Raw genomic sequence first — 20,501 nt, 5'->3', positions numbered from 1 at the left:
GCAGACGGGACCGCCGACATAACGGCGGCCCGGGAGGAGGAAACCATGAAGACCCAATCCAAGTTCGCCTTGATGGCGGGCGCGGCCACGGCCGTACTGATGATCTCGACCGCCGCCGCCGCGCAGCAGACGCCGCCGCCATCGCCATCTACCGACGACGACGCGCAGACGGCCCAGGTCGAGGATATCGTCGTTGTCGGCTCTCAGATCCGCGGCGCCTCGACCACGGCGGCCCTGCCGGTGACGGTCGTCACCCAGGAAGAGATCGTCGCCACCGGCGCGGTCAGCGGCGACGACCTGCTGCGCTCCATTCCCCAGATGGGCGACGTGATGTTTTCCAGCGCCAATAATCCGCAGACGTCCAATGCGGCGCGCGGCGACGTCAACTCGGTCAACCTGCGCTCGCTGGGCGTGGGCAACACCCTGGTCCTGCTGAACGGCCGCCGCATCGTTCAGCACCCCACCAGCCAGGGTACGTCGGACACCGGCACGGTGCCGGTCCTGAGCTATAACTCCAACGCCATTCCCGTGTCGGGGCTGGAGCGGCTGGAGGTGCTGCTGGACGGGGCGGCGGCCATCTATGGCGCGGACGCGGTCGCAGGCGTGGTCAATACGGTGCTGCGCGAGGATTTCGACGGGCTGGAGATGAAGGCCCAATACGGCGGCGCCGAGGGCACCCATCGTCGCGAGTTCACCCTGGGCCTGTTCGCCGGCAAGGATTTCGAGCGCGGCAATCTGTCGGGCTTCCTGGACTACACCAACCGCACGGCCCAGCAGGCCAGCGACGAACCCTATACCGCCAGCGACGACCGTCGCAGCCTGTTCGCCAATGTGCCGGGCTATGAGAATTCGACCGACGCGGATGGTCGCTCATCCTACACCCCTTGGGCGAACTTCCTGACGCCGTTCCAGGTGAAGCGCGGATCGACCAATCTGACGACCGGCGCCGGGGCCTTCCATAATCAGCCGTCCAGCTATGGCTGCACGGCGCCCGTGGGCGGCGATGTCTGTCTGGCCAGCGGCAACATCAGCTACACCAACTCGCGCGAGCTGCGTTACGACGGCGCGCGCGGCACGACCCAGTCCCCGGACATCGAGCGATTGAACCTGTTCGTGTCTGGTCACTATGATCTCGACAACGGCGTCACCGCATTTGGCGAGTTGGGCTATTACACGGCGACCACCCAGAATATTCAGCCGCCGACCATTCTGCTGAACCAACTGTGGATTCCGGCCAGCAACTATTGGAATCCGTTCGGGCCGGTGACTTTCGCCGATGGCACGCGCAACCCCAATCGTCTGTCGGGGCTGACCAATGTTCCCGTCGCCGGGACGCCGGTGAAGCTGGTGCGCTATCGGTTCAACGACCTGGGCGCCCAGGTCGTGGACGTGGACAACTGGCAGTCCCGGTTCCTGGGCGGCCTGCGCGGCGAATGGCGCGGCTTCGACTGGGAAAGCGCGCTGCTGTATTCGGAGGCCGAGGCGACGGACAGCTCCAACGCCGTCAACCTGACCGCGCTGCAGGCCAATCTGGCCCTGTCGACGCCGGACGCCTACAATCCGTTCAGCGGCGGGTGCGTGAACGACACCAACTATGGCGACTGCACCCCCAGCTCCCAGGCAGCCATCGACGCCATCACCACCGATCTGACACGCGTGTCCAAGACGACGCTGGCGCTGTGGGATTTCAAGGTCAGCCGGCCGGACGTCTTCACCCTGCCGGGCGGGCCTGTCGGCATGGCCCTGGGGGTCGAGGCGCGCCGGGAAACCCAGCGTGACGACCGCGACGCCGATCTGGACGGGACCAATGTCTTCCGCGACAGCGTGTCGGGCGATGTCAGTCAGTCCAATATCGCCGCCGTCAGCTCCAACCCCGACACCTATGGCAAGCGCGAGGTCTATTCGGCCTATATCGAGTTCGCCGTGCCGGTGGTCTCGCCCGAGATGAACATCCCGCTGGTCCGCAGCCTGGATCTGCAACTGGCCGGTCGTTACGAACACTATTCCGACTTCGGCGACGTGGCCAAACCCAAGATCGCCATGGCGTGGGACGTGATTGAGGGGGTGCGTATCCGGGGTTCGTATTCCGAAGGCTTCCGCGCGCCGAACCTGGAGCAGACTAATGCAGCCCAGTATGGCCGCCTGGCCACGACCAACGACTATGTGCGGTGCGAGGCGCAGCTTCGGAAGAATCCCAACTTCAAGTTCAACGAGTGTTCGCAGCCCGCCAGCGCGTCATTGCTGGTGTCGGGCAATCCCGATCTGCAACCCGAGGAAAGCACCAACCAATCCATCGGCCTGGTGCTGCAACCCTGGTTCATTCCCGAGCAGTTCGGTCGTTTCACCTTCACCGTCGATCGCTGGAAGATCGAGCAGGAGAAGATCGTCGGCCTGCTGGGGGCGCAGCCCAATGTGGTGCTCGATTATCTGAACATCCTGCAGGGCACGCGAAACCCGAACGTGACCCGCGCGCCCGTCAACGCCGACGATATCGCCTTGTTCGACGGCACGGGCATCACGCCTGTCGGACAGATCGTCTCGATCAGCGATCAGTTCATCAATCTGCTGCCGCAGACGGTCGAAGGCGTCGACATCGGGATGCAATGGCGACTGCGCGGCACGCCGTGGGGCAACTTCCGCGCCAGCCTGAACGCCGCGCATCTGACGAAGTTCGATCGGTCGCCGGGCGCCCTGGTGGACTCGCTGTTCGAAGCGCGCCAGGCGGGGCTGATCAACGCCCTGACGCCTCTGCCTTTGTCGCAGACCCTCCTGGCCCGCAACGGCCGGCCGGAATGGCGAGTGACGGGCTCCTTCACCTGGTCGCAAGGTCCGTGGCAGGTCGGCGCCTTCACCCAGTACAACAGCGCCGTGACCGAAACCGGCTTCTTGAGCGCCCAGGGCGATTCCTGGCAGGTCGACAGCCAGATCACGGCCAATCTGTACGGCCAGTATGAGTTCGGGAAAGCCGCCGGTTTCGCCTCGGACGCCACCATCCGCGTCGGCGCGCGCAACATAACCGACGAGCAGCCTCCGTTGACTTCGTCGGGCTATCTGGGTGCGCTCTACAATCCCTATGGCCGCTACTGGTACGTCAACGTCTCCAAGACGTTCTGAGGAAAAGAGAAGGTCGGCGCGATGAAGCTTCCTGTGCTTTCGACCCTGGCGGCCATGATCGCCGCCCTGGTCGCGCCGGCCGCCTCGGCGTCGACGCCTCTCGCCCCCGCCCCGGCGGCCGCAACCTGTCCCGACTACCTGCCGGCGCAGACCCGGTGCTGGACGGGCAGGGCGGCCAAGGGCGGCTTCTACTGGATCGCCGTGCCCATGACCTGGAACGGCGTGCTGGTGGTCCACGCCCACGGCGGGCCCCGCACCGGCGCGCCAGAGGCGAACGATCCGCTGGAGGATCTGGAACGGTTCTCCATGACGGTCCAGGAGGGTTTCGCCTGGGCCGGATCGACCTATCGTCGGGGCGGCTACGGCGTGCGGATGGCGGCGGAGGACACGGACGACCTGCGCCAGATCTTCTGGGACGCTTTCGGCCGGCCGCGCCGCACACTGCTGCACGGCCAGTCGTGGGGCGGCAATGTCGCGGCAAAGACGGCCGAACTGTATGCCCGCGACGCAGAGGGCAAGGTGGTGTGGGACGGGGTGATCCTGACCAATGGCGTGATCGGCGGGGGCACGCGCACCTATCGGTTCCGCGCCGATCTGCGAGCCGTCTATCAGTTCTATTGCCGCAATCATCCGCGCCCGGATGAAATGCAATATCCGCTGTGGCAGGGCCTGCCGGCGGACGCCGACATGACCCGCGCGCAACTGGCGGAGCGGGTCCAGACCTGCACCGGCGTCGGCCTGCCGGAAGTACGGCGCACCGCCGTCCAGAAACGCAATCTGGCCGATATTCTGGCCGTGACGGGCATCCGCGAGGATCAGCTGGTCGCCCACCTGTCCTGGGCCACCTTCCTGTTCCGCGACATGGTTCAACGTCGCCTGGCCGGGCTGAATCCCTTCGACAACAGCCGGACAGTCTATCAGGGGTCGCATGACGATGCGGCGTTGAACGCTGGGGCAGCGCGGTTCACCGCCGATCCGATGGGCGTGGCGCGTCTGGCCTATGACGCCGATCTCAGCGGCCTGATCGTGGCGCCGACCCTGACCATTCACGCCAAGAACGACCCGACGGCCTTCGTGTCGAACGAGGCGCTGTATCGCGATACAGTCGCCGCCGCCGGTCGGTCCGACCTGCTGGTTCAGACCTTCACCGATGAAGACCAGCACAGCCGGCTGGCGACGCCGGAATATGTCGGTCTGTTCCAGGCGATGATGCATTGGTTGGACGACGGCGCCAAACCGACGCCGGCCAGCGTGGCGGCCCTGTGTCATACGGCGGCGCAGCGGTATGATGGCGGTTGCCATTTCGACCGGGATTTTAGCCCATCGGCGGACGGCGTCTTACCTCGTCGGTAAACGGATCAATCGTCGTCAGTCTGTCGTTCCAGCGTTGCGAAGACGACGCGGCGGCGTCGTTCGGCCGACATGGCCGGCGCGTAGGCACGGCCCCAGCTTAGCCGAATCTGGGGAATCCGATGTTCAAGACCACGCTGAAGGCGCGCCTGCTGGCCGCCGCGACCCTGACGGGCGTCACGATGGGCGCAACCGCCGTCTGGGCGCAGGAGGCCGCGCCGGTCAGCACCGTGGACGAGGTGATCGTCACCGCCCAGCTGCGCGAACAGAAGACCATCGACGTGCCCTTCGCCCTGACCGCCTATTCCGGTCAGTTCCTGGAGAACCTGGGCATTCAGGAGTTCGACCAGCTGTCGGCCTTCGTGCCGGGCTTCCTGGTCCAGAACCAGTCGCCGAACAATCCGGGCTTCGTGATGCGCGGCATCACCTCCGACTCTGGATCGGCCACGGCCGAGCCGCGCGTGTCGGTGTTCCAGGACGGGGTGTCGATCTCCAAGTCGCGCGGGTCCTATGTCGAACTGTTCGATCTGGAGCGGGTCGAGGTGGCCAAGGGGCCGCAGTCGACGCTGTACGGACGCGGCGCCCTGATCGGTGCGGTCAATCTGGTGCAGAACCGGGCGCGGCCGGGCATGACCGACGCCTACGCCAATATCGAGGCCGGCAACCAAGGCTATCGGATGGTGGAGGGCGCGCTGAACCTGCCGGTCGGCGAGACCGCGGGCCTGCGTCTGGCCACGCGACTGAAGACCCGCGACGGTTCGGTCGACAACCTGCTGGGCGGCGAGGATTATAACTCCATCGAGACCCGCGCCCTTCGTCTCTCGGGGGCCTGGGCGCCGTCCGACGCCATGCGGTTCGACGTGATCGGCAACTATCAGAAGGACAACGCGTCCGGCACTTCGTTCAAGTCGATCGCCTATGCGCCCGCTGATCCGAACACCGGGGCGGTCCTGGGCGGCAAGGCTCCGTGGGACGGCGCGGCCCTGACGCCGGGGGCGGCCTTCGACGGCGGCAAGGCGCTGGGTCTGGACCGCAAGGTCTGGGGTGTGACGGGTCTGGCGCGGTTCAATCTGAACGCCGACTGGACGCTGAACTCGACCACCGCATACCGCGAGTTCACCAACTACGAGACCTTCGACGCCGACGGCGTTTCCCTGCCGATCCTGACGGCCGCCGAGGACACGCATGGCGAACAATGGAGCCAGGACCTGCGTCTGGGCTTCGATAACGGCGGGCGGCTCAGCGGCTTCGTCGGCGCGGGCTGGTTCCATGAAAAGGGCTATCAGCGCACCCCGACCCAGTTCGACGAACGGCTGCTGCTGGCCCAACTCGCCGGCCTGCTGGACGGTTCGGCGACGACGGTGGGGGATCGCACCCTGCCGATGGCCGCCTATCCGACCGTCGCCCAGCTGGCGCTGGGCGGGCTGCTGACGCCGCTGGGCGCCGGCGCCTTTGCGAGCCCCATCGCCGACAATCTGAAGCCGGCGCACATCGAGACGCCGATCAACAACTCGGAGCTGACGTCCTATGATGTCTTCGCCGATGTGACCTACGCCTTCACCGACCGGTTCGAGATGTCGGCGGGCGTTCGCTACACCCGCGACGACAAGACGACGGGCTTCGCCAGCTCGGTGCAGAGCCGTTCGACCCTGGGCGGTCTGCTGGCGCTGCAGGCAGGCGCGATTCCGGCGGGGCAGATTCCGACCTTCCTGGGCGCCCTGGCCAATCCGGCCTATCTCGTCTTGCCGGCCAACCTGTTCCCGCTGTTCGGTCTGACGTCGCAGCCGACGGCCAATAACGGCGACTTCAGCTATTTCGACTCCAAGGACGACGGCGTGACCTGGCGCGTCACGGCCCGATACGCCCTGACGGACGACACCAATGTCTATGCCAACTATGCGCGTGGCCGCCGTCCCGAAGTCGTCAGCGCCCGCCCGCCAGCGGCGCCGGGCGGGGCTGCCCGCTTCAGCACCGTCGACGCCGAGACGGTCGACAGCTACGAGGTCGGCGCCAAGTCGGCCCTGATGGGCGGACGGCTGCGGCTGGACGGGGCGGTCTTTTTCTACAACTACGAGAACTTCCAGACGACGGTGCAGCAGGGCACGACCTTCGTCACCACCAATGCCGGCGAGGCCAAGTCCTACGGCTTCGAGGGGCAGGCCAACTTCGCCCTGTCGCCCGTGTTCGACCTGTTCGCCACCTACGCCTACAACCATTCGCGGTTCGAGAACGGCGTCTATGACGGCAACCAGTTCCGCCTGTCGCCCGACCATGCCGCCTCGATCGGCGCGACCTGGCGACTGCCCACGGCCGGCGGCGAGATCGAGGTTCAGCCGACCTACACCTGGCAGTCCAAAATCTTCTTCGACGACGACAACGACCGCCCGGACCTGCAGACGGTGGCCCGGGGCTCGATCATCGCCGATCTGATCCAGGATGAATACCAAGACGCCTACGGCCTGCTGAACCTGCGGGTTCGCTACACGCCGGACGGCGCCAACTGGGGCGTGGAAGCCTTTGGCGACAATATTCTGGACGAGAAATACATCAAGGACGCCGGCAATACCGGCGACGGTCTGGGCATGCCGACCTTCATCGCCGGCCGGCCCGCATCATACGGCCTGACGTTCAAGCTGAAGCTCTGAGGATCTGACAATGAAACTGGATCGCCGCAGTCTCCTGGGTCTGATGGGGGCGGGGGCTGCAACGCCCGCCCTGGCGCAGGGCGCCGCCACCGGCCGGGTCGCCTTCCTGCACGGGGTGGCCAGCGGCGATCCTGACACCCGTTCGGCCGTCTTCTGGACGCGCGTCACCCCGGCCGATGGGGCGAGCGGCGACGTGGCCGTGGTGCTGGAGGTGGCGCGCGATGCCGACTTCCGCGACATCGTTCGCCGCGCCGCGGGTCTGCAGGCGTCGGCCGAGCGGGATTTCACCGTCAAACATGACCTGGACGGGCAGGGCCTGGCGCCGGGTCAGGACTATTTCTACCGCTTCGTCGCGGGCGAGGTCGTCTCGCCGGTCGGACGGGTGCGGACGCTGCCGGAAGGGGCGACGCCGGAGCTGACGCTGGGCGTGGTGTCGTGCCAGCTCTATCCGGGCGGCCTGTTCAACGCCTATGACGCCTTGTCCAAACTCGAACGTCTGGACGCGATCGTGCACCTGGGCGACTATATCTATGAATACGGGGCGGCGGCCGGGGATTACGGCATGACCTCGGGGGCGGCGCTGAACCGCGCGCCTCAGCCGCCGCATGAGATCGTGACCCTGGCCGACTATCGGACGCGTCACGCCCAGTGCAAGACCGATCCCGACCTGCAGGCCGCTCACGCCCGCGCGCCGTTCATCTGCGTGTGGGACGATCACGAGGTGGCCAACGACACCTGGATGACGGGGGCGGAAAACCATCAGCCCGCGACCGAAGGCGATTTCGCCACGCGCAAGGCCGCCGCGCTTCGCGCCTACTATGAATGGATGCCGATCCGCGAGCCCAAGGCGGGAACGCTGAAGGAGGCGATCAACCGCAGCTTCGATTTTGGCGATCTGGCCAGTCTGACGATGGTCGAGACGCGGCTGCTGGCGCGGGGCCAGCAGATGACCTTCGATGATATTCCCAAGACGGCCGAGGGCGCGCCGGACGTCGCGGCGTTCGAGGCCCTGCGCCAGGCGCCCGATCGCGACCTGCTGGGCGAGGCGCAGCGGCGATGGGTCGGCGAGACGCTGAGCCGATCCAAGGCGGCGGGCCGTCCGTGGCAGATCATCGGCAATCAGGTGATCATGGCGCGGGTCAAGGGACCGGACATCACGCGCATGATGCCGGCCGAGCAGGTGCAGCAGATGGTCGCCAGCCTGCCCGCCGACGTGCGGCCCCAGGTCGAGGCGGCGATCCAGCTGTTCAAGCTGGGCCTGCCGTTCAATTTGGACAGCTGGGACGGTTATCCGGCCGGGCGCGAGCGTCTGTACGAGACCTTTGCGGACGCGGGCTTGTCGCCGGTCGTGCTGGCGGGCGACAGCCACGCCTTCTGGGTCAACGAACTGTACGACAACGCCGGTGCGCGGCGGGCGGTGGAGTTCGGGACCTCCTCGATCTCCAGCCCGTCGCCGGGCGATCATGTCGGCGGTCTGCCGTTAGGCGTGGCGCTGTCGGCGGCCAACCCCGAGGTCAAGTTCTGCGACCAGACGGCCAAGGGCTATATTCTGCTGAACATCACGCGCGAGCGGATGACGGGCGAGCTGTGGGCTGTGTCCACCATCATGGCCAAGCCCTATGAGCTGAAGCGGCTGAAAGCCTTCGTCGTCACGCCGGAAGGCGATCTGACGGAAGCCTGATCTCGGCGAACAGGCTGCAACGAAAACAGGGCCCGCAGTCGCTGCGGGCCCTGTTCTTTTGTGCGGGGTTCGGGATCTTGGTTCAGACCGGTTTGACGCGCGTCTTGTCAGAGGAGCTGCGCGCCAGTTCGCGGTTCAGCCACAGGGCGATCAGGGTGCAGATCGCGCCGGACAGCAGATAGGCGCCGGCCGCGATCAGGCCGAACTGGCTGGAGATCCACAGGGCCGCCAGCGGGGCGAAACCGGCGCCGAACAGCCAGGCCAGGTCCGAGGTCAGGGCCGAGGAGGTGTAGCGGTTCGTCAGGCTGAAACTGGACGCCACCGGACCCGAGGCCTGGCCGAAGGACAGGCCCAGCAGGATGAAGCCCGAGATCATGAAGGTCAGTTCGCCGATCGCGCCGCCGTTCAGCAGTTGCGGCGCAAAGCCCGAGAAGGCGGCGATGCCGGCGGCGGTGACGGCCAGCAGCGTGCGGCGTCCGTAACGATCGGCCAGGACGCCCGAGGCCAGGATGGCCATCAGGCCGAACACGGCGCCGACCATCTCGATCAGCAGGAAGCGGACCGGCGTCTCGTTGGTGAACAGGAACACCCACGACAGCGGGAAGACGGTGACCATGTGGAACATCGCGAAGCTGGCCAGGGGGGCGAAGGCGCCGATCGCGATCTTGGGGCCTTCGTCACGCAGGGCCTGGGAAACCGGCGTCGGTTGCAGTTCGCGCGTTTCGAACAGCTTCTGGAAGGCGGGCGTCACCACGATGCGCAGCCGGGCGAACAGGGCCACGACGTTGATGGCGAAGGCCACGAAGAACGGATAGCGCCAGCCCCAATCCAGGAAGTCGGGCGCCGACAGGGTGTTCAGGAAGAAGGCGAACAGGGCCGAGGCCACCAGCAGCCCGATCGGCGCGCCCAGTTGCGGGATCATGGCGTACCAGCCGCGCTTCTTTTCCGGCGCGTTCAGGGCCAGCAGAGAGGCCATGCCGTCCCAGGCGCCGCCCAGCGCCACGCCCTGGCCGATGCGGGTCAGGGCCAGAAGGACCGGCGCCCACATGCCGATGCTCTCATAGCCGGGGATGAAGGCGACCGACACCGTGGAGGTGCCCAGCAGCAGCAAGGCGGTCGTCAGCTTGGCGCCGCGACCGAACTTTCGGTCGATGGCGATGAACAGGACCGTGCCCAGCGGCCGGAACAGGAAGGCCAGGGCGAAGACGGCGAACGACAGCAGCGTGCCGCCCACCGCGCCCGCATAGGGGAAGATAAGCTGGGGGAAGACCACCACCGACGCGATGGCGTAAACAAAGAAGTCGAAAAACTCCGACGTTCGGCCGATAATGACGCCGATGGCGATCTCGCCGGCGTCAACCTTGCCATGCCCGGTATGAAGGGCTGCGGCGTCGCGTTCCAGCGACTCGGACGAAGGGGTCGTCGAGGCGGACATGGGCTTGGTCGCTCCGTGTGAGACAGTAATCTTTGAGGCGTACGGTGGTGCGCCGCATTATGAACGGGCGCCCTTTGCGATGAAAGCGGCCTCAAGAGGATAGGACAGATTGTCCAATGTCGTTCCAGATCGAAGCTGACTATCGGGCGCAGTTCGAACGCCAACCGTCGCGGCGCCTCCCCCTTGCCCGACGCTTTCCGATTGGATCCGCCTTGCGCCGTCTGCGCCTACTCTTGCTCGCGCCCGTCGTGGCCCTGCTGTCGGCCTGTGACCTGGTCGTCCTGAAACCCGCCGGCGACGTGGCGGCCCAGCAGGGCGACCTGCTGATGGTCTCCACCCTGCTGATGCTGATCATCATCCTGCCGGTGATGGGGCTGATCGTCTTCTTCGCCTGGAAGTACCGGGCGTCGAACAGGGACGCTGAATATCAGCCGGACTGGGACCACTCGACCTCGCTGGAGCTGGTCATCTGGGCCGCGCCGCTTCTGATCATCATCTGCCTGGGCGCCCTGACCTGGGCCGGCACCCACCTTCTGGACCCCTATCGTCCCATCGACCGGATCAAGCCGGGCCAGACCGTCGCCGAAAACGTCGAGCCGCTCCAGGTCAATGTCGTGGCCTTGGACTGGAAGTGGATGTTCATCTATCCGCAGTACGGCGTCGCCACGGTCAACGAGCTTGCCGCGCCGGTGGATCGCCCGATCCGTTTCCACATCACCTCGTCCTCGGTGATGAACAGCTTCTACATTCCCGCGCTGGCCGGTCAGATCTACGCCATGCCGGGCATGGAGACCAAGCTGCACGCCGTGATCAACCGTCCGGGCGAGTATGAAGGCTTCTCGGCCAACTATTCCGGCGACGGCTTCTCGCACATGCGCTTCGCCTTCCATGGCCTGGACCAGGCCGGGTTCGATCAATGGATCGCCGGTGTGCGCCAGAGCGGCCAAGCGCTGGACCGCGACCGTTATCTGGAGCTGGAAAAGCCCAGCGAGAAGGTCCCGGCCATGCATTTCGCCAGCGTCGACGGCAGGCTGTGGGACGCGATCCTGAACATGTGCGTCGAACCCGGAAAGATGTGCATGGGCGAGATGATGGCCATCGACAAACAGGGCGGCATGACCCTGGCCTCGGTGCGCAACACCATGCCGCTGGTCTATGACAAATACGCAGGGCGCGGTAAGTCGCCGGCCTATTTCGGCTCCAACGACAGCTATGTCATGACCATCTGCACGCCGCTGCAGGCCGAGGCCGCCGCCGCAGACCGCGTTCGCCGCGCCGCACTGGACACCGTCGTGGCGCCGACCAGCCTGGATCGTCTGACCGGGCAGGGGCTGTCGCCCAAGCGGCCTTCCCTGGCCGCCCTGACCAATGGGGCGCCCGGCGCCTTCGCTGCGGAGCCGACCGGCGTCCGCTCCGCACCCAACGCCTGAGCGATCGAGTTCGATGAACGCTGACCAAATCCTTCCGCTGATCTTCGGGCGCCTGACGCTTGAGGCTCTGCCCTTGCACGAACCGATCCTGGTCGTGACCATGATCGTCGTGGCCCTGGGCGGCGTCGCCCTCCTGGGCGCGCTGACCTATTTCAAACTGTGGGGCTATCTCTGGAAAGAGTGGTTCACCACGGTCGACCACAAGAAGATCGGGATCATGTACATGATCCTGGGATTGATCATGTTCGTGCGCGGCTTCGCCGACGCCATCATGATGCGGATCCAGCAGGCCATGGCCTTCGGCGGGTCCGAGGGTTATCTGAACGCCCACCACTACGACCAGATCTTCACCGCCCACGGCGTGATCATGATCTTCTTCGTGGCCATGCCGCTGGTGACGGGCATCATGAACTATGTCGTGCCGCTGCAGATCGGCGCGCGCGACGTGTCCTTCCCGTTCCTGAACAACTTCAGCTTCTGGATGACGACGGCCGGCGCGATCATCGTCATGGCCTCGCTGTTCGTGGGCGAGTTCGCGCGGACGGGCTGGCTGGCCTATCCGCCGCTGTCGGGCATCGGCTACAGCCCCGGCGTCGGCGTCGACTACTACATATGGGCGTTGCAGATCGCGGGGGTCGGGACGACCCTGTCCGGCATCAACCTGATCGCGACCATCGTGAAGATGCGCGCGCCCGGCATGGGCATGATGAAGATGCCCGTCTTCACCTGGACCTCGCTGTGCACCAACGTGCTGATCGTGGCGTCCTTCCCGGTCCTGACCGCCGTTCTGGCCCTGCTGACGCTGGACCGTTACGTCGGGACCAACTTCTTCACGAACGACTTCGGCGGCAACCCGATGATGTACGTGAACCTGATCTGGATCTGGGGTCACCCGGAAGTCTACATCCTGATCCTGCCGCTGTTCGGCGTCTTCTCCGAGATCGCCTCGACCTTCTCCAGCAAGAAACTGTTCGGCTATACCTCCATGGTCTACGCCACGGTCGTCATCACCGTGCTGTCGTACCTCGTGTGGCTGCACCACTTCTTCACCATGGGCTCGGGCGCCTCGGTGAACAGCTTCTTCGGCATCACCACGATGATCATCTCGATCCCGACGGGGGCCAAGATCTTCAACTGGCTGTTCACCATGTATCGTGGGCGCATCCGGTTCGAGCTGCCCATGATGTGGCTGATCGCCTTCATGCTGACGTTCGTGATCGGCGGGATGACGGGCGTGCTGCTGGCGGTGCCGCCGGCCGACTTCGTGCTGCACAACTCGCTGTTCCTGGTGGCACACTTCCACAACGTCATCATCGGCGGCGTGCTGTTCGGCCTGTTCGCGGCCATCAACTTCTGGTGGCCCAAGGCCTTCGGCTTCAAGCTGGACCGGAAGTGGGGCCTGGTCAGCTTCTGGTGCTGGGTTCCCGGCTTCTGGCTGGCCTTCCTGCCGCTGTACGTCCTGGGCCTGATGGGCGTGACGCGCCGGATGCGGGCGTTCGACGATCCGTCGCTGCAGATCTGGTTCGTGATCGCCGCCATCGGCGCGGGCGTCATCGCCCTGGGTATCGCGGCCATGTTCGTCCAGTTCGCCGTGTCGATCATCAACCGCGACAAGCTGCGCGACACCACGGGCGATCCGTGGGGCGCCCGCACGCTGGAATGGTCCACATCCTCGCCGCCGCCCGACTACAACTTCGCCTACACGCCGGTCGTGCATGACGCCGACGCCTGGTGGGACATGAAGAACAAGGGCTATCAGCGTCCGCTGAGCGGCTACAAGGCCATCCACATGCCCTCCAACACCGGGGCGGGGATCATCATCTCGGGCCTGTGCCTGGTGATGGGGCTGGCGCTGGTCTGGTATATCTGGTGGCTGGCGGCCCTGTCCTTCGTCGGCGTGCTGGCGGTCGCGATCGGCCATACCTTCAACTACAAGCGCGACTACTACATCCCCGCGGATGAGGTTCGCGCCACCGAAGAGGCGCGTACGCGCGCCCTGGCCGGAACGGAGGCCTGATCATGAGCGCGACTGCGATCAAGCTGGACGACCCCACCGTCTTCCACCTGGAAGAGGAGCCGCACCACGAGGAAGGCTCCAGCACCATGCTGGGCTTCTGGCTCTATCTGATGAGCGACTGCCTCATCTTTGCGATGCTGTTCGCCGTGTTCGGCGTGCTGGGCGGCAACTACGCCGCCGGTCCGGGACCCAAGGAGCTGTTCGATCTGGAGCTGGTGGCGGTCAACACCGCCATGCTGCTGTTCTCGTCGATCACCTATGGCTTCGCCATGCTGGCGATGGATCGGAACAACAGGGGCCAGACGCTGGTCTGGCTGGCCATCACGGGCCTGTTCGGCCTGGCCTTCCTGGGCATCGAACTCTACGAGTTCGGCCATCTGATCCACGAGGGCGCAACACCCCAGCGCAGCGCCTTCCTGTCGGCCTTCTTCACCCTGGTCGGCACCCACGGCCTTCACGTCACCTTCGGCATCATCTGGCTGGTGACGCTGATGGTGCAGGTGGGCATGAAGGGGCTGATCCCCGCCAACAAGCGCCGACTGATGTGCCTGTCGATGTTCTGGCACTTCCTGGACGTCATCTGGATCGGCGTCTTCACCTTCGTCTATCTGCTGGGCATGCTGCGATGAGCGCTGAAAACCACTCGCCCGAGTCCCACGAGACCGACCATCTGGGCCACGAGGCCCACAATCACGGCTCCTTCAAGAGCTATATGATCGGTTTCGTCCTGTCGGTGATCCTGACGGCCATTCCGTTCGCCCTGGTCATGACCGGCGTCCTGCCGAAACAGGCGACGGCGCTGATCGTCATGGCCTTCGCCGTGGTGCAGATCGTGGTCCACATGGTCTATTTCCTGCACATGAACTCCAAGTCCGAGGGCGGCTGGACCATGCTGGCGCTGATCTTCACCATCATCGTGGTGGTCATCGCCCTGTCGGGTTCGCTGTGGGTCATGTATCACCTGAACACCAACATGATGCCGGCGACGCACGACATGACCCAGATGATGGGCTGACGAGGGCGCAATCAGCGGACGTTCACCAGACAGGACCCGACGACCGATGCGGCTGGCCGTATCGGTCGGCCTGTTGGCGCTGTTCGTCGGCTTCGTGGCGCTGGGCGTCTGGCAGGTTCAGCGCCTGGCCTGGAAGACCGAACTGATCGCCCAGGTCGATGCGCGGGTTCACGCCGCGCCGACACCCGCGCCGGGGCCAGGCCAATGGTCCGGCCTGACCCGTCAGAACGATCAGTATCGCCGCGTGGTGCTGCGCGGAACCTATCTGCACGACAAGGAAACCCTGGTTCAGGCCGTGACCGATGCGGGCGCCGGCTTCTGGGTGATGACGCCGCTGGTCGATGCGCGCGGCTTCACCATTCTGGTCAATCGCGGCTTTGTTCCGCCGGGCCGAAAGACGCCCGAGACGCGCGCCGACGGTCAGACGACCGGCCCCCAGACTGTCGTGGGCCTGGTCAGGATCACGGAGCCGAAGGGCGGTTTCCTGCGCGCCAACGATCCCCAGCATGACCGATGGCGGTCGCGCGACGTCGCCGCCATCGCGGGGCGGCGGGGATTGAGCGATGTCGCGCCCTATTTCGTTGATGCGGATGCGACCCCCAATCCGGGGGGCTGGCCGCTGGGCGGGCTGACCGTCATCCGCTTTCCCAACAGCCACCTGATCTACGCCCTGACCTGGTTCGGCATGGCGCTGCTGACGCTGGTCGGCCTGGCGCTGTTCCGGCGCGAATGGCGACGGGGCGCCGATCGGAGCCCGTCGTGACGACCTCGCTCCAGCGGCTGCTGGGCCTGGGCGGCCCCAGCGGCGAAGTGGCGACCCATGGCGGGGCCAACCGACGCAACATGCTGCTGCTGATCCAGCTGCGCTGGCTGGCGGTGGCGGGACAGATGGCGACCATACTGATGGTCGAATATGTGATGGGCATTCCGCTGCCCATCCTTTGGCTGCTGGCGGCGCCGGGCGGGCTGGTGCTGGTCAATCTGATCAGCGCGCCGTTGGCTGCGCGCCAGGCGGAGGTCGACGATCGCGCCCTGATGATCGCCCTGCTGGCCGATGTCGCGGCCCTGACCTGGCTGCTGTTCCTGACGGGGGGCGCGGCCAATCCGTTTGCGGCGCTGTATCTGTTGCAGGTGGTGCTGGGGGCGGTGCTGCTGGCGCCGGTTTACGCCTGGGCGCTGATTGCGGTGACGACCCTGTGTTTCGCGGGTCTTGGTCTGCATTCGCTGCCGCTGAACCTGCCGGCGGCGCGCGAGGGCTCGCTGCTGGGGTTATATCTGCAGGGCAGCCTGATCTGTTTCGTGCTGATGGCGGTGCTGCTGGTGCTGTTCGTCACGCGCATCAGCCGGAACCTGCGCGACCGCGACGCCGCCATGGCCGCGATGCGCCAGCAGACGGCCGAGCACGATCACATCGTGCGGCTGGGGCTGCTGGCCTCGGGCGCGGCGCACGAGCTGGGCACGCCCCTGGCCTCGCTGTCGGTCATTCTCAGCGACTGGAAGCGGATGCCCGCCCTGACCCAGGACGCCGACCTGGACCAGGACATGGCGACGATGCGGGCCGAGGTCGAGCGCTGCAAGGCCATCGTGACCGGCATTCTGCTGTCGGCCGGTGAGGCGAGGGGCCTGGCGCCCCAGCGCACCACCTTGCGGACCTTTCTCGCCGACGTGGTGGCCAGTTGGAGCCGCGACGGGGTGGCGGTGGATATCCGTGACGAACTGCATGACGACCCCTTGATCATCGCCGATCCCGCCCTGCGTCAGGTGTTGGGCGTCCTGTTCGACAATGCGGTGGAGGCGGGGGCCAGCCGGGTTCTGGTCACCACCGCCCGCACCGGCGACGACCTGATCATCGCCGTGCGCGACGACGGGCCGGGGTTCGCGCCCGTGGTGCTGAAGGCCTGGGGCAAGCCCTATAATTCGACCAAGCCCAGAAGCGGCGCGGGGTTGGGTCTGTTCCTGCTGATGAACGTGGTGCGGTCGCTGGGCGGGCGGGTCGAGGCTTCCAATCCGCCCGCAGGCGGCGCAGAGGTCCGTATGACCCTGCCGCTGTCGGCCCTGTCTCCAAAGGATCGTCCATGACCGATGACGCTGACGACGACGCCCGCCTGCTGCTGATCGTCGAGGACGACGACTCATTCTCGGCCACCCTGCGCCGGTCGTTCGAGCGTCGCGGCTATACGGTCGTCAGCGCAGCCAACCCGGACCAGATGGCCGATGTGCTGAAGGTGCATCGGCCCGGCTATGCGGTCGTGGACCTGAAGCTGGGCGGGGCGTCGGGCCTGACCTGCGTAGAGGCGCTGCATGCCTTTGATCCCGCCATGAACATCGTGGTGCTGACGGGATTCGCCAGCATCGCCACGGCGGTCGAGGCCATCAAGCTGGGCGCGCGCCACTATCTGGCCAAGCCCGCCGGAACCGACGACATCGAGGCCGCCTTCGCCCGGGCGGACGGCGACGCCGAGACGCCGCTGGGCGCCCGGCCCACCTCGATCAAGACCCTGGAGTGGGAGCGGATCCACGAAACCCTGGTCGAGACCGATTTCAACATCTCAGAGGCCGCGCGCCGCCTGGGGATGCATCGCCGCACCCTGGCCCGGAAGCTTGAAAAGCGCCGCGTGAACTGAGGCGTCAGTCCATTTCGGCCGCGATCCGGTCGGCCAGGGCGCGCAGGGTCGCCGTATCGGCCATCGGCGCATGGCCATGGCCCCTCATCTCCCGGTCGGCCCAGCGCGGGATGATGTGGAAATGCAGGTGGAACACCGTCTGACCGCTCGCCTCGCCGTTGAATTGCATAATGGCCAGCCCCTCGGGCTGCAGCGCCTTTTCGACGGCCTTGGCCGTACGTTGCAGGGCGGCGGTCATGCGGGCCAGAACCTCGGGCTCGACCTCCAGCAGATTGCGCGCCTGGGACTGTTTGGCGATGATCAGGACATGGCCTTCCGACTGAGGAAAGACGTCCATGAAGGCCAGGACGTGGTCGTCCTCCCATATCGCCACCGACGGAATATCGCCGCGCAGGATCTTGGCGAAGATGTTGTTCGGGTCATAGGCGCTGTGCAGGCTCATGGGCGGTCTCCGTGCGATGTGCGCTTTCGATAGCAGCGGTAGACGCGAAGGGGGAGCCTTCGTCCGCCCAATGCGTTATGGTCACGCTTGAACACTTCGAGGGACGTCATGATCCGTTTCATCATCCAGGCTCTGGTCACCATGGCGGGGCTGTGGCTTTCCGCCAAGGTCGTGCCGGGGGTGCATTTCACCAACACCGGCTCGCTGATCGCTGCAGCCGTTATCCTGGGGCTGGTCAACGCCTTCGTGCGGCCGATCCTGGTCGTCCTGACCTTCCCGATCACCGTGGTGACCCTGGGCCTGTTCCTGCTGGTCGTGAACGCGGCCATGATCGGCCTGACGTCCGTCTTCCTGGGCGGCTTCGTGGTCGACGGTCTGTGGGCCGGCATCGGCGCGGCCATCGTCACCGGCGTCGTCAGCTGGATCGCCGGCGCCTTCATCGGCGGCGGCGAAGAGGCGCGGGGCTGATAGACGTCGCCGAAGCCTAGGTCGAGGACGCCTTGTAGGACGCCGTCGTCTCGATGATGAGAACCAGGCTGAGCATGTCCTTTGCGACCAGCCGAAGGCCATTGTGACCATTGCAGCATGGCGGCGGTATCGGCGTTCCGATCGCAGTCACCGTCCAGCCCGCACGGGTGAACGCCGCTGTCGACTGGATGACGATGCGCGGCGGCCGCGACAAGGCGCAGGTTAAGGGCGCGATCGGCTCGCCATCGACGGACGGCGGGGCAAGGCCTTCCGGCCAAGGCCCGACCTGATCATATTGCCGGATGCCCGGAAGCATCGGCCCCATTTGCAGCTTCAAGGCTTGCGGCAGAGACTGGCAGTATTGATCCGTCAGGGCCGGGCCGTTCGCTCTTGAGAAACGCAGATAGGCGACGGGCTTTCCGGCTTCCTGATATTCGCAATAGGCCCCGTCGGCCGTGGCGTCGCCCGGTGCGCCGGGGCGAGACCCTGACAGGGTCGCGTCGGGTAGGCGGGATGGACAAAAGAAGCCGGAAGCCACGTGCCGAAGGCCGCCGGCTTCGACCGCGAAAGCCTCGGGCGCCGTGTTGTTCACGGTGGACTGCGGCGCCAGCGCGCCGAGGATCAGGGCGGACAGCAACGCTGCGGACATTTAGCCGACCTTTACCCGCGTCGCCGCCTCGGGCAGGTCCTCGCCGAAGGCGCGCTGGTAGAACTCCGCGATGGTCGGGCGTTCCAGTTCGTCGCACTTGTTCAGGAAGGTCAGGCGGAAGCTGAGAGCCAGGTCGCCGTCGAAGATCTGGGCGTTCTGGGCCCAGGTGATGACCGTGCGGGGCGACATGACGGTGGAGATGTCGCCGTTCATGAAGGCGTTCCTGGTCATGTCGGCGACGCGGACCATCGCGGCGATGCGGCGACGGCCCTCGGCGTCCGACCATTCGGGAACCTTGGCGGCGACGATCTGGGCCTCAACGTCGTGGTCCAGGTAGTTCAGCGTCGTCACGATGTTCCAGCGGTCCAACTGGGCCTGATTGATCTGTTGCGCGCCGTGATACAGGCCCGTGGTGTCGCCCAGGCCGATGGTGTTGGTGGTGGCGAACAGGCGGAAATAGCGGTTGGGACGGATGACGCGGTTCTGGTCCAGCAGGGTCAGGCGCCCTTGAGCCTCCAGCACGCGCTGGATCACGAACATCACGTCGGGACGGCCGGCGTCGTATTCGTCGAACACCAGGGCGATGGGCCGTTGCAGCGACCAGGGCAGGATGCCCTCGCGGAACTCGGTGATCTGTTTGCCGTCCTTCAGGACGATGGCGTCCTTGCCGATCAGGTCGATGCGGCTGACGTGGCTGTCCAGATTGACGCGCACCAGGGGCCAGTTCAGGCGGGCGGCGACCTGTTCGATATGGGTCGACTTGCCGGTGCCGTGATAGCCCTGAACCATGACGCGGCGGTCGAAGGCGAAGCCCGCGCAGATGGCGATGGTGGTCTGGGGGTCGAAACGATAGGCCTCGTCCACCTCGGGCACATGGCTGTCGCGTTCGGCGAAGGCGGGCACGGTCATGTCGCTGTCGACGCCGAACGCCTCGCGCAGGGTCACGCGGCGGGCGGGTTCGAGCGTCATCAGGGCGTCGGGGGAGGCGTCGAGCGGGGAGGTCATGGCACTCATCTAGAGGCGCCGCGCGCGCGGCTCAACACGCGCGCGGCCCCCGCTGCGCTTATTTCGCGCTTAGACGCACATCGACATTGCCGCGCGTGGCGTTGGAATAGGGGCAGACCTGGTGCGCCTTTTCGATCAGGTCCTCGATGACCGCCTGGTCCAGACCGTGGTCGGACACCGTCAGATCGACGTCCAGGTTGAAGCCTTCGCCCCTGGTGTTCTTGCCGAAGCCGACCCCGGCGGTGATCTTGGTGTCGGGGCCGACCGGCGTGCCGGCCTTGCCGCTGACGAGCCGCAGCGCGCCGAGATAGCAGGCGGCGTAGCCGGTGGCGAACAGCTGTTCGGGATTGGTCCCGTCGCCGCCCTTGCCGCCCATTTCCTTGGGTGTGGACAGCTTCACGTCGATCTTGCCGTCGTCGGTGGCCGAACGGCCGTCCTCGCGGCCTCCGCCGGACGCCGTGGCCTGGGCGCGATACAGAACTTCCATGATGGCTCCTTGGGTTGGGGACGCTTGAGATGGGCGTTTAACGGCAGGCGCCAAGGGGCGTTGCATCGCGGCTCTAGCCATCGACCGGCGACGCGGGCTAAAGCACGCCTTCGGGGCGCGTCGTCGGAGTACGCAGTGA

17 protein-coding genes are annotated in these 20,501 nt (G+C 66.0%); 12 read left to right on the top strand and 5 right to left on the bottom strand.

What is annotated here, in order from left to right:
* The first annotated feature begins 45 nt into the window (after nt 1-45).
* The 4 genes from P0Y50_13965 (at nt 46) to P0Y50_13950 (ending at nt 8,790) form a co-directional block, all read left to right on the top strand.
* Nucleotides 46-3,114, top strand: a complete 3,069-nt coding sequence (locus P0Y50_13965) for a TonB-dependent receptor (protein ID WEK39624.1) — start codon at nt 46-48, stop codon at nt 3,112-3,114.
* A gap of 21 nt (nt 3,115-3,135) precedes the next feature.
* Nucleotides 3,136-4,467 carry a hypothetical protein gene (locus tag P0Y50_13960; GenBank protein ID WEK39623.1) on the top strand — a complete coding sequence of 444 codons (1,332 nt, stop codon included), beginning with the start codon at nt 3,136-3,138 and terminating at the stop codon, nt 4,465-4,467.
* 119 nt (nt 4,468-4,586) lie between these two features.
* Nucleotides 4,587-7,109: a TonB-dependent receptor gene (locus P0Y50_13955; GenBank protein ID WEK39622.1), complete on the top strand. Its 2,523-nt coding sequence runs from the start codon at nt 4,587-4,589 to the stop codon at nt 7,107-7,109.
* 10 nt (nt 7,110-7,119) lie between these two features.
* The gene (locus P0Y50_13950) at nt 7,120-8,790 is read left to right on the top strand and encodes an alkaline phosphatase D family protein (GenBank protein ID WEK39621.1); all 1,671 of its coding nucleotides are present in this window, start codon (nt 7,120-7,122) and stop codon (nt 8,788-8,790) included.
* A gap of 82 nt (nt 8,791-8,872) precedes the next feature.
* On the opposite strand, the gene P0Y50_13945 is transcribed toward P0Y50_13950, so the two are convergent.
* Nucleotides 8,873-10,225: an MFS transporter gene (locus P0Y50_13945; protein WEK39620.1), complete on the bottom strand. Its 1,353-nt coding sequence runs from the start codon at nt 10,223-10,225 to the stop codon at nt 8,873-8,875.
* Between the two features lie 212 nt (nt 10,226-10,437).
* On the opposite strand from P0Y50_13945, the gene cyoA reads away from it, so the two are divergent.
* The 7 genes from cyoA to P0Y50_13910 are packed head-to-tail and all read left to right on the top strand — an operon-like array spanning nt 10,438 to nt 17,311.
* Nucleotides 10,438-11,655 (top strand): ubiquinol oxidase subunit II, encoded by a 1,218-nt coding sequence (gene cyoA, locus P0Y50_13940; protein WEK39619.1) that lies wholly within the window; start codon nt 10,438-10,440, stop codon nt 11,653-11,655.
* Nucleotides 11,656-11,668: 13 nt separating this feature from the next.
* On the top strand, nt 11,669-13,672 hold the full coding sequence (gene cyoB / locus P0Y50_13935; protein WEK39618.1) for a cytochrome o ubiquinol oxidase subunit I: 2,004 nt from the start codon (nt 11,669-11,671) through the stop codon (nt 13,670-13,672).
* A gap of 2 nt (nt 13,673-13,674) precedes the next feature.
* A complete protein-coding gene (gene cyoC, locus P0Y50_13930; GenBank protein WEK39617.1) occupies nt 13,675-14,301 on the top strand; it encodes a cytochrome o ubiquinol oxidase subunit III in 627 nt (208 codons plus the stop codon).
* On the top strand, nt 14,298-14,687 hold the full coding sequence (gene cyoD, locus P0Y50_13925) for a cytochrome o ubiquinol oxidase subunit IV (protein WEK39616.1): 390 nt from the start codon (nt 14,298-14,300) through the stop codon (nt 14,685-14,687). Before cyoC ends, cyoD begins: the two co-directional genes overlap by 4 nt.
* Before the next feature lie 46 nt (nt 14,688-14,733).
* Nucleotides 14,734-15,450 carry an SURF1 family protein gene (locus P0Y50_13920; GenBank protein WEK39615.1) on the top strand — a complete coding sequence of 239 codons (717 nt, stop codon included), beginning with the start codon at nt 14,734-14,736 and terminating at the stop codon, nt 15,448-15,450.
* A complete protein-coding gene (locus P0Y50_13915; GenBank protein WEK39614.1) occupies nt 15,447-16,766 on the top strand; it encodes an ATP-binding protein in 1,320 nt (439 codons plus the stop codon). The genes P0Y50_13920 and P0Y50_13915 overlap by 4 nt, the downstream gene beginning before the upstream one ends.
* On the top strand, nt 16,763-17,311 hold the full coding sequence (locus P0Y50_13910) for a response regulator transcription factor (protein ID WEK39613.1): 549 nt from the start codon (nt 16,763-16,765) through the stop codon (nt 17,309-17,311). The genes P0Y50_13915 and P0Y50_13910 overlap by 4 nt, the downstream gene beginning before the upstream one ends.
* A gap of 4 nt (nt 17,312-17,315) precedes the next feature.
* Here P0Y50_13910 and P0Y50_13905 read toward each other — a convergent pair whose 3' ends face one another.
* The gene (locus tag P0Y50_13905) at nt 17,316-17,753 is read right to left on the bottom strand and encodes an HIT family protein (GenBank protein ID WEK39612.1); all 438 of its coding nucleotides are present in this window, start codon (nt 17,751-17,753) and stop codon (nt 17,316-17,318) included.
* A gap of 108 nt (nt 17,754-17,861) precedes the next feature.
* On the opposite strand from P0Y50_13905, the gene P0Y50_13900 reads away from it, so the two are divergent.
* A complete protein-coding gene (locus P0Y50_13900) occupies nt 17,862-18,221 on the top strand; it encodes a phage holin family protein (GenBank protein WEK39611.1) in 360 nt (119 codons plus the stop codon).
* A 16-nt stretch (nt 18,222-18,237) separates the two neighbouring features.
* Here the strand turns inward: P0Y50_13900 and P0Y50_13895 are convergent, their stop codons facing one another.
* The 3 genes from P0Y50_13895 to P0Y50_13885 are packed head-to-tail and all read right to left on the bottom strand — an operon-like array spanning nt 18,238 to nt 20,362.
* The gene (locus P0Y50_13895) at nt 18,238-18,870 is read right to left on the bottom strand and encodes a hypothetical protein (protein ID WEK39610.1); all 633 of its coding nucleotides are present in this window, start codon (nt 18,868-18,870) and stop codon (nt 18,238-18,240) included.
* Nucleotides 18,871-19,875 (bottom strand): cobaltochelatase subunit CobS, encoded by a 1,005-nt coding sequence (gene cobS / locus P0Y50_13890; GenBank protein ID WEK39609.1) that lies wholly within the window; start codon nt 19,873-19,875, stop codon nt 18,871-18,873.
* Nucleotides 19,876-19,933: 58 nt separating this feature from the next.
* A complete protein-coding gene (locus P0Y50_13885; protein ID WEK39608.1) occupies nt 19,934-20,362 on the bottom strand; it encodes an organic hydroperoxide resistance protein in 429 nt (142 codons plus the stop codon).
* Nucleotides 20,363-20,501: the final 139 nt, after the last annotated feature.

It is taken from the genome of Candidatus Brevundimonas colombiensis (assembly GCA_029202665.1).
Lineage (GTDB): Bacteria > Pseudomonadota > Alphaproteobacteria > Caulobacterales > Caulobacteraceae > Brevundimonas > Brevundimonas colombiensis.
This window is presented reverse-complemented; position numbering and strand designations above follow the sequence as displayed.